The sequence below is a fragment of the Erwinia endophytica genome, from assembly GCF_009295515.1.
Lineage (GTDB): Bacteria > Pseudomonadota > Gammaproteobacteria > Enterobacterales > Enterobacteriaceae > Erwinia > Erwinia endophytica.
This window is the reverse complement of record NZ_RQVV01000054.1, coordinates 88142-103595: the sequence shown is the minus strand read 5'-3', so window position 1 is coordinate 103595 and position 15454 is coordinate 88142. Positions and strand designations below refer to the sequence as shown.

The 15454-nt window shown below is 50.6% G+C and carries 10 protein-coding genes; 7 read left to right on the top strand and 3 right to left on the bottom strand.

Annotated elements, in window-relative coordinates:
• Positions 1–116 precede the first annotated feature (116 nt).
• Entirely contained in the window at positions 117–521 is a 405-nt protein-coding gene (gene zapG / locus EH228_RS16985) for a Z-ring associated protein ZapG (protein ID WP_152322801.1), read from the bottom strand.
• Positions 522–708: 187 nt separating this feature from the next.
• Here zapG and zapE point away from each other — a divergent pair, with 187 nt between their 5' ends.
• The 6 genes from zapE to sspB all read left to right on the top strand — a co-directional run bounded on the left by zapE (position 709) and on the right by sspB (position 5604).
• Positions 709–1836, top strand: a complete 1128-nt coding sequence (gene zapE, locus EH228_RS16980) for a cell division protein ZapE (protein ID WP_152322800.1) — start codon at positions 709–711, stop codon at positions 1834–1836.
• 247 nt (positions 1837–2083) lie between these two features.
• Positions 2084–2512, top strand: a complete 429-nt coding sequence (rplM, locus tag EH228_RS16975) for a 50S ribosomal protein L13 (RefSeq protein WP_013507644.1) — start codon at positions 2084–2086, stop codon at positions 2510–2512.
• Positions 2513–2527: 15 nt separating this feature from the next.
• Positions 2528–2920 (top strand): 30S ribosomal protein S9, encoded by a 393-nt coding sequence (gene rpsI, locus EH228_RS16970; protein ID WP_152322799.1) that lies wholly within the window; start codon positions 2528–2530, stop codon positions 2918–2920.
• A 442-nt stretch (positions 2921–3362) separates the two neighbouring features.
• Positions 3363–4118: an aspartyl/asparaginyl beta-hydroxylase domain-containing protein gene (locus tag EH228_RS16965; protein WP_152322798.1), complete on the top strand. Its 756-nt coding sequence runs from the start codon at positions 3363–3365 to the stop codon at positions 4116–4118.
• A 338-nt stretch (positions 4119–4456) separates the two neighbouring features.
• Positions 4457–5098, top strand: coding sequence for a stringent starvation protein SspA (gene sspA / locus EH228_RS16960; protein ID WP_152322797.1), 642 nt, complete (start codon positions 4457–4459; stop codon positions 5096–5098).
• Positions 5099–5103: 5 nt separating this feature from the next.
• Positions 5104–5604, top strand: a complete 501-nt coding sequence (gene sspB, locus EH228_RS16955) for a ClpXP protease specificity-enhancing factor (protein WP_152322796.1) — start codon at positions 5104–5106, stop codon at positions 5602–5604.
• A gap of 97 nt (positions 5605–5701) precedes the next feature.
• Here sspB and EH228_RS16950 read toward each other — a convergent pair whose 3' ends face one another.
• The gene (locus EH228_RS16950) at positions 5702–7120 is read right to left on the bottom strand and encodes a glutamate synthase small subunit (RefSeq protein WP_152322795.1); all 1419 of its coding nucleotides are present in this window, start codon (positions 7118–7120) and stop codon (positions 5702–5704) included.
• Between the two features lie 9 nt (positions 7121–7129).
• Entirely contained in the window at positions 7130–11587 is a 4458-nt protein-coding gene (gene gltB, locus EH228_RS16945; RefSeq protein ID WP_152322794.1) for a glutamate synthase large subunit, read from the bottom strand.
• Positions 11588–12591: 1004 nt separating this feature from the next.
• Here gltB and arcB point away from each other — a divergent pair.
• Complete coding sequence (arcB, locus tag EH228_RS16940) at positions 12592–14928, top strand: aerobic respiration two-component sensor histidine kinase ArcB (RefSeq protein ID WP_152322793.1); 2337 nt, start codon at positions 12592–12594, stop codon at positions 14926–14928.
• Positions 14929–15454: the final 526 nt, after the last annotated feature.

Genomic DNA, 15454 nt, shown 5'->3' with positions numbered 1-15454 from the left:
CGACGCTCTCGCTACATAAAAGTGGGGGAGTCAATTATCCAGACAGACTGTAACCTGACGTTTTTGCATCGGCGACAATGTCAACAGACAAAAAAGGGCGCCGATGCGCCCTGGTTTTACTTCTCGCGGGCGACACGATCACTCCGCAACAGCCCTGAGGCGCTGTCAGGATAGTCTCGTGGCATTTGCACCGGCACCTGATCGTTATCTGCTTCAGATTCAGTGAGTTGGTAAGCAAAAGGATTTTTTTCACCCGGTAGATTCGGCAACAGGCTGTTAGATCCTTTCGCCATATGTTGATACAACTGGCGATAATCACGCGCCATGTTATCCAGCAGCTCGGCACTTTGCGCAAAGTGGTTGGTCAATTCTTCACGATAGTCTGCCAGTTCAGCTTTGGTTTTTTCCAACTCATATTGTTGGCTCCGCTGTTCACGCAGTTTCTTGTTACCAAAACGCATTGCTAGCGCGCCGATAATTAATCCAACTACTAACCCTATAAGCGCGTATTCCCAGGTCATAATAACTCCCGTGTTGTCTTCGTTGTTCCGTAGGGACGCCTGGCAACGGCCAGTTCACTACCTGTCACTATAACCGTTAATCCCATGGAAGTGGAATCCTGAGACCGCATCGCTTAGTGTAGAACGGCCTTTTTTGCGATGTTTAACCACCTGACGTTCCAAATTTTTCAGGGAATGTGAAGAAATTATGCAAACTATGTCTCCTTTGGCTCTTTACCAGCAGGCGCTGGGAAACGGTGAATATCAACCTGATGATGTTCAACATGAAGCGATCACCCGATTGGACGGGATTTATCAGGCTTTGACCCGAAGCAGACCTTCCACACCTCCGCCGCTGAAAGGGGTGTTTGGTAAGCTGAATAAGTTATTGGGGATGGGAAAAAATGAGCCGCCAGCACCCGTTCGTGGCCTGTATATGTGGGGGGGCGTGGGGCGGGGAAAAACCTGGCTGATGGATTTGTTTTTTCAGGCAATTCCTGGAGAGCGTAAACAACGTCTGCACTTTCACCGTTTCATGTTGCGTGTTCATGAGGAACTGACACAGTTGCAGGGACAGAGTGATCCGCTGCAAATTGTGGCAGATCGTTTCAAAAGTGAAACTGATCTGCTGTGCTTTGATGAGTTTTTTGTTTCAGATATTACGGATGCCATGCTGTTGGGGACGCTGATGGAGGCGCTGTTTGCCAGAGGAATAACCCTGGTCGCGACATCCAACATCCCACCGGATGACCTGTATCGCAATGGTCTGCAACGTGCGCGTTTCCTGCCTGCGATAGCGCTGATTAAACAGCATTGTGATGTGATGAACGTGGATGCCGGGGTTGATTATCGCCTGCGGACTCTGACTTCCGCCCATCTGTGGATGATGCCGCTGAACGAGGCCACGTCGAAAGAAATGGACCGCATGTTTGTCATGTTGAGTGGTGAAGATCGTTCCAATCAGCCGGTGTTGGAAATTAATCATCGTTCCCTGCCCACGCAGGGGGTTGCCAACGGGGTGGTGGCGATGGATTTCCTCGCGTTGTGCGGTGAAGGGCGTAGCCAGCATGACTATATTGAGCTTTCCAAACGTTTCCATAGCGTATTGCTGTTTAACGTGCCGGTGATGATTTATAAAACGGAAGACCAGGCGCGACGTTTCCTGGCACTGGTGGATGAATTTTATGAGCGGCATGTGAAGCTGGTTGTCTCTGCCGAAGCCTCGTTGTATGAGATCTACCAGGGAGAGCGGTTGAAATTTGAATATCAGCGTTGTGTCTCACGTCTGCAGGAGATGCAAAGCGCGGAGTATCTGAAGTTACCGCATTTACCCTGAGGCATCAGCCATCAAGGCCACGGGATGCATTTTTTTAATTGAAAAAAGAGTCGCGCTTTCCAGGCGACTTCTCTATAATCTTGCGACCCCACGTTACAACAAAGGTTTTTTCCCAAAACTCTTTGTGTTCCAGTAACTCTATCCGAAGGGGTGGGCTTGCTGGTCAAGATGGTCGTGTGAGCCTCAACCGTTTATTCAAGCGTTTGGGATTTCACCAACGTGTAACTTAATTTGGGTAAGCTTTTAGATGAAAACTTTTACAGCTAAGCCAGAAACCGTCCAGCGTGACTGGTATGTTGTTGACGCGACAGGCAAAACTTTAGGTCGTTTAGCGACTGAACTGGCTCGTCGTCTGCGTGGTAAGCACAAAGCGGAATACACTCCGCACGTTGATACCGGTGATTACATCATCGTTTTAAACGCTGAGAAAGTTGCCGTAACAGGTAACAAGCGTAACGACAAGATTTATTACCATCATACCGGTCACATCGGTGGTATCAAGCAAGCGACCTTCGAAGAGATGATTGCTCGCCGTCCTGAGCGTGTGATTGAAATCGCGGTTAAAGGCATGCTGCCAAAGGGGCCGTTGGGTCGTGCGATGTACCGTAAACTGAAAGTTTACGCGGGCAATGAGCACAACCATGCGGCACAGCAACCGCAAGTTCTTGACATTTAATCGGGATTACAGGCAATGGCTGAGAATCAAAACTACGGCACTGGTCGCCGCAAAAGCTCTACCGCTCGTGTATTTATCAAACCGGGCAGTGGTAATATCGTTATCAACCAGCGTTCTTTGGAACAGTACTTTGGCCGTGAAACTGCCCGCATGGTAGTTCGCCAGCCACTGGAACTGTTGGACATGGTCGGTAAATTCGATCTGTACATCACCGTTAAAGGCGGTGGTATCTCTGGTCAGGCTGGTGCTATCCGTCATGGTATCACCCGTGCACTGATGGAGTATGATGAGTCTCTGCGTGCGGACCTGCGTAAAGCTGGCTTCGTGACGCGTGATGCTCGTCAGGTTGAACGTAAGAAAGTCGGTCTGCGTAAAGCACGTCGTCGTCCACAGTTCTCCAAACGTTAATTTATTTCGCTCCGGCGGAATCGATTATCGAAAAGCCCGGTGTTTTGCACCGGGCTTTTTCTTTTCTGTTTCCTCAACGCTCATCTTATTTGGCAGAACTATCAATGGATGAGACGATAAATACAATTCGGTAATATGTGGTACTCGTCACACATCAAGCTGCAGGGGGATGGGTTGCTATTGATTAATACGATATACCCCGTTTCCTCACTACCGGATTAATTAACTTTTAGTGCTCAAAACTCCCACGCAAGAAGGCACCGCATTTTAGGATATTGATCGATAAAAAATCCGTTAATAAAATAAAACGGTTATTCACTGTGGAAACAAGTGTCTAATTTTTATAGCGAGATTATATAAAATCGTTATCTGCTCTCCTTTTAGCTATTGCAGGCTCAAGGTATCAAGCGTGAAGTTATCGAACAGGGAGTGAATCCTTACCATGCAAGAAATACAAGAAAACCAGTCAAAATCTCGAGTTTTTTGGTGGCGCTTACCTAAAAAAATAGCGAAACACTTTTTACGCTGGAACGGGCGTTTTCAGGCACGGCATTCGCTTATTCCCGCCACGCCTAAAATCAACAATGAAGTATTTGATTGGGTCACTCGTCTGGAGGATGCCTGGCCTGAAATACGGGCTGAGCTCGATCATTTGCTTGAGCATCCGGAAGATATTCCATCCTTCCACCAAATATCCCCTGATCAGAAGCGAATTTCCAAGGGTGATAATTGGAAAACTTTTGGTATGTATGTCTACGGACAGCGAATCGATCAAAATTGTGAGATTTGCCCGCGAACTGCGGAAGCCATCAGTGCCATCCCGGGTATGTATACCGCGATGTTCTCTATTCTGAAGCCGCATTATCACATTGTTCCTCACAAAGGTCCGACGCGTGCTGTCGTTCGTGCTCATTTGGGCCTGAAGGTGCCGAAGGAGCGGGAAAAAGTGTGGATTAGAGTTGATGACCAAATTCTGCATTGGGAAGAAGGTAAAGTGCTGCTCTTTGATGATTCTTATGAGCATGAAGTACTTAATGATACGGATGAACTGCGCGCAGTATTGTTTTTAGATATTGTTCGGCCAATGGATAAGATTGGAACGTTTTTTAACCGTATACTTTTTGCCCTGATAAAGGCGAGCCCTTATGTGAAAAAACCGCTCAAGAATTTGGCAGCCTGGAGACAGAGCAATCATTGAGGTCAATATTTCGGATGAGCATCAATGGAATTTGCCAGCCTCGAAGGGGTTGGCATGCCTGAGTAAAGGTCAGTAGGGCTAAATCGTCTTAAAAGAGTGAAAACACGACCGGTTCCGGCATTTTCCCCGCAAATCCTTATTCCTGCCCCCACAAGCTGTCTAAAATCTGGTAGACTGTGCGTCACTTTGTGTCCGTTAGCAAGGCTTTGATGTGTGAGTGCCTGAGGGGATTGACGCAGGCCACAGATTTGTTAATGGCTAATGGCAATTTATTAAGCAGGTTAGTCGCCACATGGCGGACTTGCGCAGTAATTTTCTGGATAAACTTGGAGGTTTACATGGCTGTCGCTGCCAACAAACGTTCGGTAATGACGCTGTTTTCTGGTCCGACTGACATTTTTAGCCATCAGGTGCGTATCGTCCTGGCGGAAAAAGGTGTCAGCGTAGAGATCGAGCAGGTAGAAATGGACAGCCTGCCCCAGGATCTGATTGACCTCAATCCGTACCGTACAGTCCCGACACTGGTTGATCGTGAACTGACGTTGTACGAATCCCGCATCATCATGGAATACCTTGATGAGCGTTTTCCTCATCCACCGCTGATGCCTGTTTATCCGGTAGCGCGCGGCGAAAGTCGTCTGATGATGCACCGTGTTGAGCAGGACTGGTATAGTTTGATGCGTAAGGTGGAGAGCGGTACGGTACAGGAAGCGGAAGCTGCGCGTAAACAGCTGCGTGAAGAACTGTTGGCGATAGCTCCACTGTTCTCCCGTACTCCGTTTTTTATGAGCGAAGAGTTCAGCCTGGTGGATTGTTATTTGGCACCGCTGTTGTGGCGGCTACCACAGTTGGGTATTGAACTGATCGGCAGTGGTTCGAAAGAGCTGAAAGGTTACATGACACGTGTCTTTGAGCGTGATTCCTTCCTCGCTTCCCTGACGGAAGCGGAACGTGAAATGCGCCTGCAAACGCGGGGCTAATTACTATGGAAATGTCGCAACTCACTGCTCGCCGCCCGTATCTGCTACGGGCATTCTATGACTGGCTGCTGGACAACCAACTGACGCCGCACCTGGTGGTGGATATTAATCTGCCTGGCGTGATGGTGCCCCTGGAGTATGCGCGTGATGGTCAGATAGTACTGAACATTGCCCCGCGTGCGGTAGGCAACCTGGAATTGGGTAATGACGAAGTGACATTCAACGCCCGTTTTGGTGGTGTACCGCGTCAGGTGAGGGTACCGTTGGCTGCGGTTATGGCTATCTATGCACGTGAAAATGGCGCGGGGACGATGTTTGAACCTGAGTCGTTTTATGAGCAGGCCGGGGAATATCAGCCGTCTTCGCGGCAGGATGAGTCGCCAGAAACGGTAATGTCCGTCATTGATGGTGATCGCCCCGATGACAGTGTACCGAATGATGACAATAACCCTGAAGATGATCCGCCACCGCGCGGTGGGCGTCCGGCTTTACGCGTGGTGAAATAACGCACAAGGCCCGTATTCGACAAAAGACCAGCCTGGTTATACGAGCTGGTCTTTTCGCTTTATTATGGCCTGGGGCATTTCCTCCCCTGGCCATTTTTTACACCTCAAGCCAGTCCATGATACCTTCAGCCGCTTTACGGCCTTCAGCAATCGCCGTGACCACCAGATCGGAACCGCGGACTGCATCGCCCCCAGCGAAAATCTTGGGATTGCTGGTTTGGAACGCGTTTTCACTGCCTTCAGGGGCAATAATACGGCCCTGAGCATCCAGCTCGACACTGTACTGTTCCAGCCAGGACATTGGGTGTGGACGAAAACCAAACGCCATGACTATCGCATCAGCGGGGACAACGTGCTCAGAGCCAGCGATGATCTCCGCACGGCGACGGCCATTGGCATCGGGCTGTCCCATCTCAGTACGGGCCATTTTTACCCCAGAAACCCGGCCGTTACTGTTGATTTCAATTCCCAGCGGCTGCACGTTGAACTGGAACTCCACCCCTTCTTCACGCGCGTTTTTAACTTCACGGCGTGAGCCAGGCATATTCTCTTCGTCACGACGATAGGCGCAGGTGACGTGTGAGGCCCCCTGGCGGATAGCGGTACGCACGCAGTCCATCGCCGTATCCCCCCCACCCAGAACCACCACACGTTTGGCGTTCATCGAAATGTAAGGTTCTTCTGCGGTATGGGCGAAGCCCATGGTGTTTTTGGTATTGGCAATCAGGAATGGCAGGGCATCATAAACCCCTTCCGCGTCTTCATTTTCCAGGCCGCCTTTCATCGACTGATACGTACCGACACCCAGGAACACGGCGTCAAAATCAGCCAACAGGTCGCCCATCTGGATATCGCGACCCACTTCAGTATTCAGTTTGAACTCAATACCCATGCCGGAAAAAATTTCGCGACGTTTGACCATCACGTCTTTTTCCAGCTTAAAGGCCGGAATACCAAAGGTTAGCAGGCCGCCGATTTCAGGATGGCGGTCATACACCACCGCTTTCACGCCGTTACGGGTCAGTACGTCAGCACAGGCAAGTCCGGCGGGCCCCGCACCGATAATGGCCACACGTTTGCCGGTTGACTTAATGCCGTCCATGTTTGGTTTCCAGCCCATTTCCAGCGCCTTATCATTGATATAGCGCTCAATATTACCGATAGTCACCGCACCAAACTCACTGTTTAGCGTACAGGATCCTTCACACAGACGATCCTGCGGGCAAACGCGCCCGCAGACTTCCGGTAAACTGTTGGTCTGATGTGACAGCTCGGCGGCTTCAATGATACGACCTTCATTCGCCAGCTTCAGCCAGTCAGGAATGTAGTTGTGTACCGGGCACTTCCACTCACAGTATGGGTTTCCGCAAGAAAGACAGCGATCAGCCTGCGCCTGCGCCTGGCTTTCCGAGAACGGTTCGTAAATCTCCACAAACTCGATTTTGCGGATTTTTAGCGATTTTTTCGGCGGATCGACACGCTGCAAGTCGATAAATTGATAAACGTTTTGACTCATCGTGACCTCTTACTGCGCCTGCACCCGCAGCTCCGCTGCGGAACGACTACGGTGACCCAACAATGCCTTCACATCACTGGACTTTGGTTTAACCAGCGCGAATTTAGACGACCAGGCTGGCCAGTTCGCCAGGATTTCCTCACCACGGGATGAGCCGGTGTATTGAACGTGTTCGGTTATCAGACCGCGTAGGTGCTCTTCATGAATCGCCAGATCGTCGACACTCAGTACTTCTACCAGCTCTGGGTTCACGCGTTTACGGAATTCACCATCTTCATCCAGCACGTAGGCGAAACCACCGGTCATACCTGCGCCAAAGTTTACGCCGGTACGCCCCAGTACGCAGACAATGCCGCCTGTCATATATTCACAGCCGTTGTCGCCAATCCCTTCCACCACGGTGATTGCGCCAGAATTACGTACTGCAAAACGTTCACCTGCACGACCCGCGGCAAACAGCTTACCGCCAGTAGCGCCGTACAGGCAGGTGTTACCGATAATCGTCGCTTCATGGCTACGGAAAGCCGAGCCAACCGGAGGACGTACCGCCAGCATACCGCCCGCCATACCTTTACCGACATAATCGTTAGCGTCGCCGGTCAGGGTTAGCTCAACACCACCGGCGTTCCACACGCCAAAACTCTGGCCAGCGGTGCCGCTGAAGTGAGCTTTGATCGGGTCGGCAGCCAGGCCCTGATCACCATGCACCTGTGCAATCGCGCCTGACAGGGTGGCGCCGACTGAGCGATCTGTGTTGCGAATATCAAAGTAGAAGGTCTTACTCTGTTTCGCTTCCACAAACGGCATTGCCTGATCCAACAAGGATTTGTTAAGTACGCCATGATCAAACGGCGGATTGCTTTCGGTACAGTACACGGCTTTGCCAGCCATCGGCTCAGCGGTTTTCAGCAGGGCTGAGAGATCCAGACTTTGCTGTTTAGCGGTAAAGCCTTCCAGCTCAGTCAGCAGATCGGTACGACCAATCAGATCAACCAGGCGTTTCACGCCCAGTTCAGCCATGAGCTCACGCGTTTCACGGGCAATGAACTCAAAGTAGTTCGTTACGCGGTACGGCAGGCCATGGTAGTGGTTCTTACGCAGTTTCTCGTCCTGGGTTGCCACGCCGGTTGCGCAGTTGTTCAGATGGCAAATTCGCAGATATTTACAGCCCAGTGCGACCATTGGGCCGGTACCAAAGCCGAAGCTTTCAGCGCCCAGGATAGCGGCTTTAATGATATCGCGGCCCGTTTTCAGGCCACCATCCACCTGCAGGCGGATTTTGTGGCGCAGTCCGTTAGCAACCAGCGCTTGTTGTGTTTCCACCAAACCCAGTTCCCACGGGCAGCCCGCGTATTTTACTGAACTGAGCGGGCTGGCTCCGGTACCGCCGTCATAACCCGCGATAGTTATCAGGTCCGCATAGGCTTTGGCTACCCCGGTAGCGATAGTCCCTACGCCTGGCTCTGAAACCAGTTTCACCGAGATCATCGCTTTCGGGTTGACCTGTTTCAGATCGAAGATCAACTGCGCCAGATCCTCGATAGAATAAATATCATGGTGTGGCGGTGGCGAAATAAGCGTGACGCCAGGCACGGAATAACGCAGCCGGGCGATATAAGGGGTGACTTTATCGCCCGGTAGTTGACCGCCTTCGCCCGGCTTAGCGCCCTGAGCCACTTTGATCTGGATAACGTCAGCGTTGACCAGATAGGCGGGTGTGACACCGAAGCGCCCCGACGCGACCTGCTTGATACGGGACACTTTTTGGGTGCCATAACGCGCCGGATCTTCACCGCCTTCACCGGAGTTAGAAAATCCGCCCAGGCTGTTCATCGCCTCGGCCAGAGACTCATGTGCTTCCGGGCTCAACGCCCCGATAGACATCGCCGCCGTATCGAAACGCTTATAGAGCTCACTGGCGGGCTCAACGTCGTCGACGCTAATAGCGTTGCCGGATGGCGTTATCGCCAGCAGATCGCGTAATGTCGCAACCGGACGCTCATTCACCAGCCTGGCGTATTGCTGATAATCGCTGTAATCGCCACTTTGCACCGCTTTTTGCAACGTACCGACGACATCCGGGTTGTAGGCGTGATATTCGCCGCCATGGATGTATTTCAGCAGGCCACCCTGATCCAGTGGTTTACGTTGCAGCCAGGCGCGTTTGGACAGGTTCATCAGGTCTTGCTGGAAGTCAGCAAAGGTGGCACCGCCAATTCGACTCACCACGCCCTGGAAGCAAAGGTCTGACACGTCACGGTGCAGTCCAACGGCTTCGAAGAGTTTTGAACAGCGATATGACGCGATGGTGGAGATACCCATCTTCGACATGATTTTGTACAGGCCTTTATTGATGCCGTTACGGTAGTTCAGCATCAGGCTGCGGTAATCTTTCGCTATCACGCCAGTGTCGGCCATTTTCGCCAATGATTCATAGGCGAGGTACGGATAAATGGCCGTCGCGCCAAAGCCCAGCAATACGGCGAAGTGGTGTGGGTCGCGAGCGCTGGCGGTTTCAACAATGATGTTGGCGTCACAGCGCAGGCTCTTATCGACCAGACGGGTCTGGATAGCACCGACCATCATTGGCGCCGGGATCGGCAGACGTTTCGCACTGATCGCCCGATCAGACAGCACCAGCAGTACGGTACCGTCTTTCACCAATGCTTCCGCTTTGTCACATAGCGCAAGGATCGCGTCTTTCAATGAAGATTCCGCCGGATCGAAAGTGCAGTCCAGCGTATCCGCACGATAAAACTCTTCTTCCTGAGAGGTCAGCTGTTTAAAATCTGAATACAACAGGATAGGTGATTTAAAGCTCAGTCGATGCGCCTGGCCTTCCGCTTCACAAAACACGTTCATTTCACGACCGATGCTGGTCGCCAGTGACATAACGTGCGCTTCACGCAGCGGATCGATTGGCGGATTGGTGACCTGAGCGAACTGCTGGCGGAAATAGTCATAAATCACACGAGGACGGCTGGACAGGACGGCGAACGGGGTATCATCGCCCATTGAACCTACCGCTTCCTGGCCATTCTCTCCGAGAACGCGGATGATTGAGTCGAGCTCTTCGCCACTGTAACCGAACTGCTTCTGGAAGGTCGCCAGCAGATCGTTATCCATTTCGCGGCGACCAACCTGATCGTCGGACAGATTTTCAAATGGCACCAGACGGCGGACGTTTTTCTCCATCCACTCTTTGTAAGGATGACGGCTTTTCAGATCGTTATCGGTTTCAGCGGAGTGCAAAATGCGTCCCGCACGGGTATCGATAACCATCAGTTCACCGGGGCCGACACGACCTTTTTCCACGACTTCATCTGGCTGATAATCCCAGATGCCGACCTCAGAGGCACAGGTGATGAGTTTATCTTTAGTGATGACATAGCGGGCAGGCCGCAGACCGTTACGGTCAAGGTTACAGGCGGCATAGCGACCGTCAGACATCACGATACCCGCAGGACCGTCCCAGGGTTCCATATGCATGGAGTTAAAGTCGAAGAAGTCACGCAACTCTGGATCCATGTCCGGGTTGTTTTGCCAGGCTGGCGGTACCAGCAGACGCATGGCGCGAATCAGATCCATACCGCCGTTGAGGAACAATTCCAGCATGTTATCCATTGAACTGGAGTCTGACCCCGTTTCGTTGACGAATGGCGAAGCATCCTGCAGATCGGGGATCAATGGTGTACGGAATTTATAGGCGCGGGCTTTCGCCCATTGACGGTTACCGGCGATGGTATTGATTTCACCATTGTGCGCCATATAGCGGAATGGCTGAGCTAACGGCCAGCGTGGAACGGTATTGGTAGAGAAGCGCTGGTGGAACAGGCAAATAGCGGACTCCAGACGCAGGTCAGCCAGATCCAGGTAGAAGCGCGGCAAATCTGCCGGCATACACAGACCTTTATAAATGTTGACCTGATTTGAGAAACTACACACGTAGAATTCTTTATCTTCGATGCGCTTTTCGATACGGCGTCGCGCCATGTACAGGCGACGCTCCATATCACGTGGACGCCAGCCAGCCGGGGCATTGATAAACAGTTGCTCAATGCGCGGCATGGAGGAAAGGGCTATTTCACCCAATACATCCTGGTTGAGCGGCACGTCGCGCCAGCCAACCACAGACAGCGTTTCACGCAGTACTTCTTCTTCTACAATACGGCGACTTTCGCGAGCCAGTTCGTCATCCTGGTTCAGGAACAACATGCCTACCGCGTAGTTTTTGGCCAAACGCCAGCCGCGTTCCTGGGCGACAATGCGAAAGAAACGATCGGGTTTTTGCAATAAAAGGCCACAACCGTCGCCGGTCTTGCCGTCAGCAAGGATCGCGCCACGGTGTTGCATACGGGCCAGTGCGTGAATTGCGGTACGCACTACCTTATGGCTTGGTTCGCCTTCTATGTGGGCGATCAGGCCAAAACCACAGTTGTCCTTTTCAAGGGATTTATCGTACAACATATTAGTGAACCTCCCCAGGCTCTGAGGGATTCCCCGCGTCGATGAAGGGCAGACGTAGAAAGGGCATGGCGACAGGTTTTGAGCTTAATGCTCGCCTATTATGTCGCCCCTCCTGTCTGGCCGTTAGCATCGGTGTCACAAGTGTCGAGGACTTGCTACAGAGGGAATCTCAATAACTGCATAAATATGACGGGTGGAACACCCATCCAGAAAGCTTCCAGCGGATCCCCAACTTATCGGGAAAGCGCACTCAGGTCAAATAGCATTCTCACTGCGTTTTTTTTGCTCTTTTTATGTGTTATTTATTTGATTTTTAAATATTTTTTCGCGTTTTTTCTGTCATTCGTTTCAATGTTGCTACTTAATGAAATGTGAGCTGTCTCACTGTAGTGCAGGCAGCAAATATCTGCACCATGCTGGTGCTGGGGTTATTGCCAGCATAATATGCTGGTTGAGCTATCTTAACCGCATAAACACACTGTTTTTAAGCTTAAGTCTTATTTGAATTAAACAGGTCGACATCATTAGTAAAATTAATCGTCGAGTAGGTGAGTAAATTCTCGCGTAATGTGAATGATTATTCGTTACATAATTGTGAATGTTACCGGGCTGTACGCTCATCATGATGAAAAGCATGCACCATAAGAGCCTCCCTTTCGCCAGTTGGGCTGATAGATTATTCAATGAATAAAAAGAGTGAGCAGTTTAGCGTTTATCAGCTACAACCATGAAAATCCGCAGAGACGTTAAAAATATCGGCGGTATTCTCCTGACAAATTTCGCTTTTAAGCGCAGCGAATAAAGCGGATCGTGCCAGTGACAGTTTGGTGGTTTTTTCTTCGTCAATACGCTTTAAAAGAAGGGGCAACGTCAGATGTAATGCTTAATCAGTCACTGTTGGTCTGAACTGCACAATTTCAGTGCAGGGTAATCATGGAGTGGGTTGCGTTGGTCTTTTGCGCTTTTACGGTATGATTGGGAGACCGGTCTGGAAGGAATGCTTTATGAAACAAATTCGTCTGTTGGCCCAGTATTACGTCGATCTGATGGTAAAACTGGGGCTGGTGCGTTTTTCTCTGCTGCTGGCTTCTGCGCTGGTGGTACTGGCCATGATCGTGCAAATGGCGGTCACCATGGTGCTGCATGGGCATGTCGAAACCATCGATATGATTCGTTCGGTATTTTTCGGGCTATTGATCACCCCGTGGGCCGTCTATTTCCTCTCGGTAGTGGTGGAGCAGCTTGAGGAGTCCCGTCAGCGACTGTCGCGGTTGGTCGATAAGCTGGAAGAGATGCGTCACCGGGATTTGGAGCTGAACCAACAGATGAAGGAAAATATTACTCAGCTCAATCAGGAGATTGCTGATCGTATCAAAGCCGAAAAGGCCCGCTTACAGGTATTGGATAAACTGACTGAAGAGATGGCGCGGCGTGAGCAGGCGCAGATTGAACTTGAGCAGCAAACCTCCTTCCTGCGTTCTTTCCTTGATGCTTCACCAGACCTGGTTTTTTACCGTAATAGCGATCAGCAGTTCTCTGGCTGTAATCGTGCAATGGAACTGCTGATCGGCAAAAGTGAGAAACAGCTGATCGGTTTGACACCCTATGATGTTTACGATGACGATACCGCCATTAAAGTGTTGGAAACCGACGAGAAAGTGTTCCGCCACAATGTCTCCCTCACTTACGAACAGTGGTTGCAGTATCCTGACGGCAAGAAGGCCTGTTTCGAGATCCGTAAAGTGCCTTATTACGATCGGGTAGGGAAGCGTAGTGGGCTGATGGGATTCGGACGCGATATCACCGAGCGTAAACGCTATCAGGATGCTCTGGAGAGTGCCAGCAGGGAAAAGACCACTTTTATTTCTACCATCAGCCACGAGCTTCGTACGCCGCTTAATGGCATTGTTGGTCTCAGCCGCATTTTGCTGGATACCGATCTCAATGCTGAGCAATTGAAATACCTTAAAACCATCCATGTCTCAGCAATCACATTGGGAAATATTTTCAATGATGTCATTGAAATGGACAAAATTGAACGACGTAAGATGCAACTGGATAACCAACCTGTGGATTTTACGGGTTTTCTGGCCGATCTTGAAAACCTCTCCGGATTGCTGGTACAGCCTAAAGGGCTGAGCTTTGTGCTGGAACCGGAACTGCCGTTGCCCCATAAAATCATTACTGATGGCACGCGTCTGCGCCAGATTCTGTGGAACCTGATTGGTAACGCGGTTAAATTCACGCAAAAGGGCAGTGTTATCGTGCGGGTCAGCTGTCAGGGCGAGGATTGTCTGCGTTTTGAGGTGGAAGATTCTGGCATGGGGATTCCGCCGGATGAACAGGACAAGATTTTTGCGATGTATTACCAGGTGAAAGATCAGCATGGTGGCAAGCCTGCAACAGGAACCGGCATCGGGCTGGCGGTCTCGCGTCGACTGGCGCAGGCGATGGGCGGTGATATTTCTGTGCGCAGCGCACCTGGCACCGGTTCTTGTTTTACCCTGACCGTCAATGCGCCTCGCATCGCTGAGTTGAGCGAGGATGAACAATCTGACGATGATATGCCACTGCCCGCGTTGCATGTGCTGTTGGTGGAAGATATCGAGCTTAATGTGGTGGTGGCTCGCTCCGTGTTGGAAAAACTGGGTAACAGTGTAGAGGTGGCGATGACCGGTAAAGAGGCGTTGGCCATGTTTGATCCGGATGAGTTCGACCTGGTTTTACTGGATATTCAACTGCCGGATATGACCGGGCTGGATGTCGCGCGTAGCATTCATCAGCGTTACGCCGGTCAGCAATTGCCGCCGTTAGTGGCGCTGACGGCAAACGTCTTGAAGGATAAGAAAGAGTATCTGGATGCGGGCATGAATGACGTACTCAGCAAGCCGCTGGCGGTACCTGCATTGACCGCAACCATCCAAAAATACTGGAATTATCAGCAGCATGAAGATAAATCTCAGGAGGGCGGAGTGGACGATAAAAAACTGGGATTACTGGATCTCACGATGCTTGAACAGTACATCGAATTGGTTGGTCCACAGCTGATTCATCAGAGTCTGGATATGTTCGAGCAGATGATGCCGGGCTATCTGGAAGTACTGGATTCAAACATGATGGCTCGAGACCAGAAGGGCATCGCGGAAGAGGGCCACAAGATTAAAGGGGCGGCAGGATCGGTTGGGTTGGTACATCTCCAGCAGTTGGCGAAACAAATTCAAAGCCCTGAATTGCCGGCATGGTGGGACAACGTGCAGGAATGGATTGACGAATTGAAACAGGACTGGCGGCACGACGTAGAGGTCTTACGTGAGTGGGTTGCGTATGCTGAAAAAAAATGACCCCGACCGAGGCCGGGGTGCGCGAATACTGCGCCAACACCAGGGAAAAAGATGACCCACGCTATTATGAGAAGAAAAGTTTAAAAGCGCAGGTTCGGTATTGGTTAAACGCCTAAGAACTACCTTAGCAAATATTACATCACATGTTACCAGATTCATTAAAATGTGTGATGTTGAACAGCGTTCCCACACAGAAAACATTAATTTGGTGACACAGTCAAGTCCGGAATGAATTTATCCGTATATTTGCCTGAAAAATAGTCTCTTGTGGTGTTTTTTAACCGACTGCGATTGACGTCTCATCGTTACCGGATCCCTTAATCACGACCGACATTGCCACAGAAATTTCGTTACGAAATGGTGATAATTAAATCACTGTAAAACATATTCTTTTTATGAGATTACGGTTTCTAATATCTGCCAGTATTTTGCGTGAGTAAGGAAACACCAATGGTAAGGTTTAGAGCATTAATTTTTCTGAATTGATAGTTATTTCTTTCTGGACGCACCGTGGTTAATATCGGTT

Bases quoted from the DNA above. Each gene is read 5' to 3' on its own strand.
- zapG (WP_152322801.1), bottom strand. From the start codon at position 521: ATGACCTGGGAATACGCGCTTATAGGGTTAGTAGTTGGATTAATTATC.
- zapE (WP_152322800.1), top strand. From the start codon at position 709: ATGCAAACTATGTCTCCTTTGGCTCTTTACCAGCAGGCGCTGGGAAAC.
- rplM (WP_013507644.1), top strand. From the start codon at position 2,084: ATGAAAACTTTTACAGCTAAGCCAGAAACCGTCCAGCGTGACTGGTAT.
- rpsI (WP_152322799.1), top strand. From the start codon at position 2,528: ATGGCTGAGAATCAAAACTACGGCACTGGTCGCCGCAAAAGCTCTACC.
- EH228_RS16965 (WP_152322798.1), top strand. From the start codon at position 3,363: ATGCAAGAAATACAAGAAAACCAGTCAAAATCTCGAGTTTTTTGGTGG.
- sspA (WP_152322797.1), top strand. From the start codon at position 4,457: ATGGCTGTCGCTGCCAACAAACGTTCGGTAATGACGCTGTTTTCTGGT.
- sspB (WP_152322796.1), top strand. From the start codon at position 5,104: ATGGAAATGTCGCAACTCACTGCTCGCCGCCCGTATCTGCTACGGGCA.
- EH228_RS16950 (WP_152322795.1), bottom strand. From the start codon at position 7,120: ATGAGTCAAAACGTTTATCAATTTATCGACTTGCAGCGTGTCGATCCG.
- gltB (WP_152322794.1), bottom strand. From the start codon at position 11,587: ATGTTGTACGATAAATCCCTTGAAAAGGACAACTGTGGTTTTGGCCTG.
- arcB (WP_152322793.1), top strand. From the start codon at position 12,592: ATGAAACAAATTCGTCTGTTGGCCCAGTATTACGTCGATCTGATGGTA.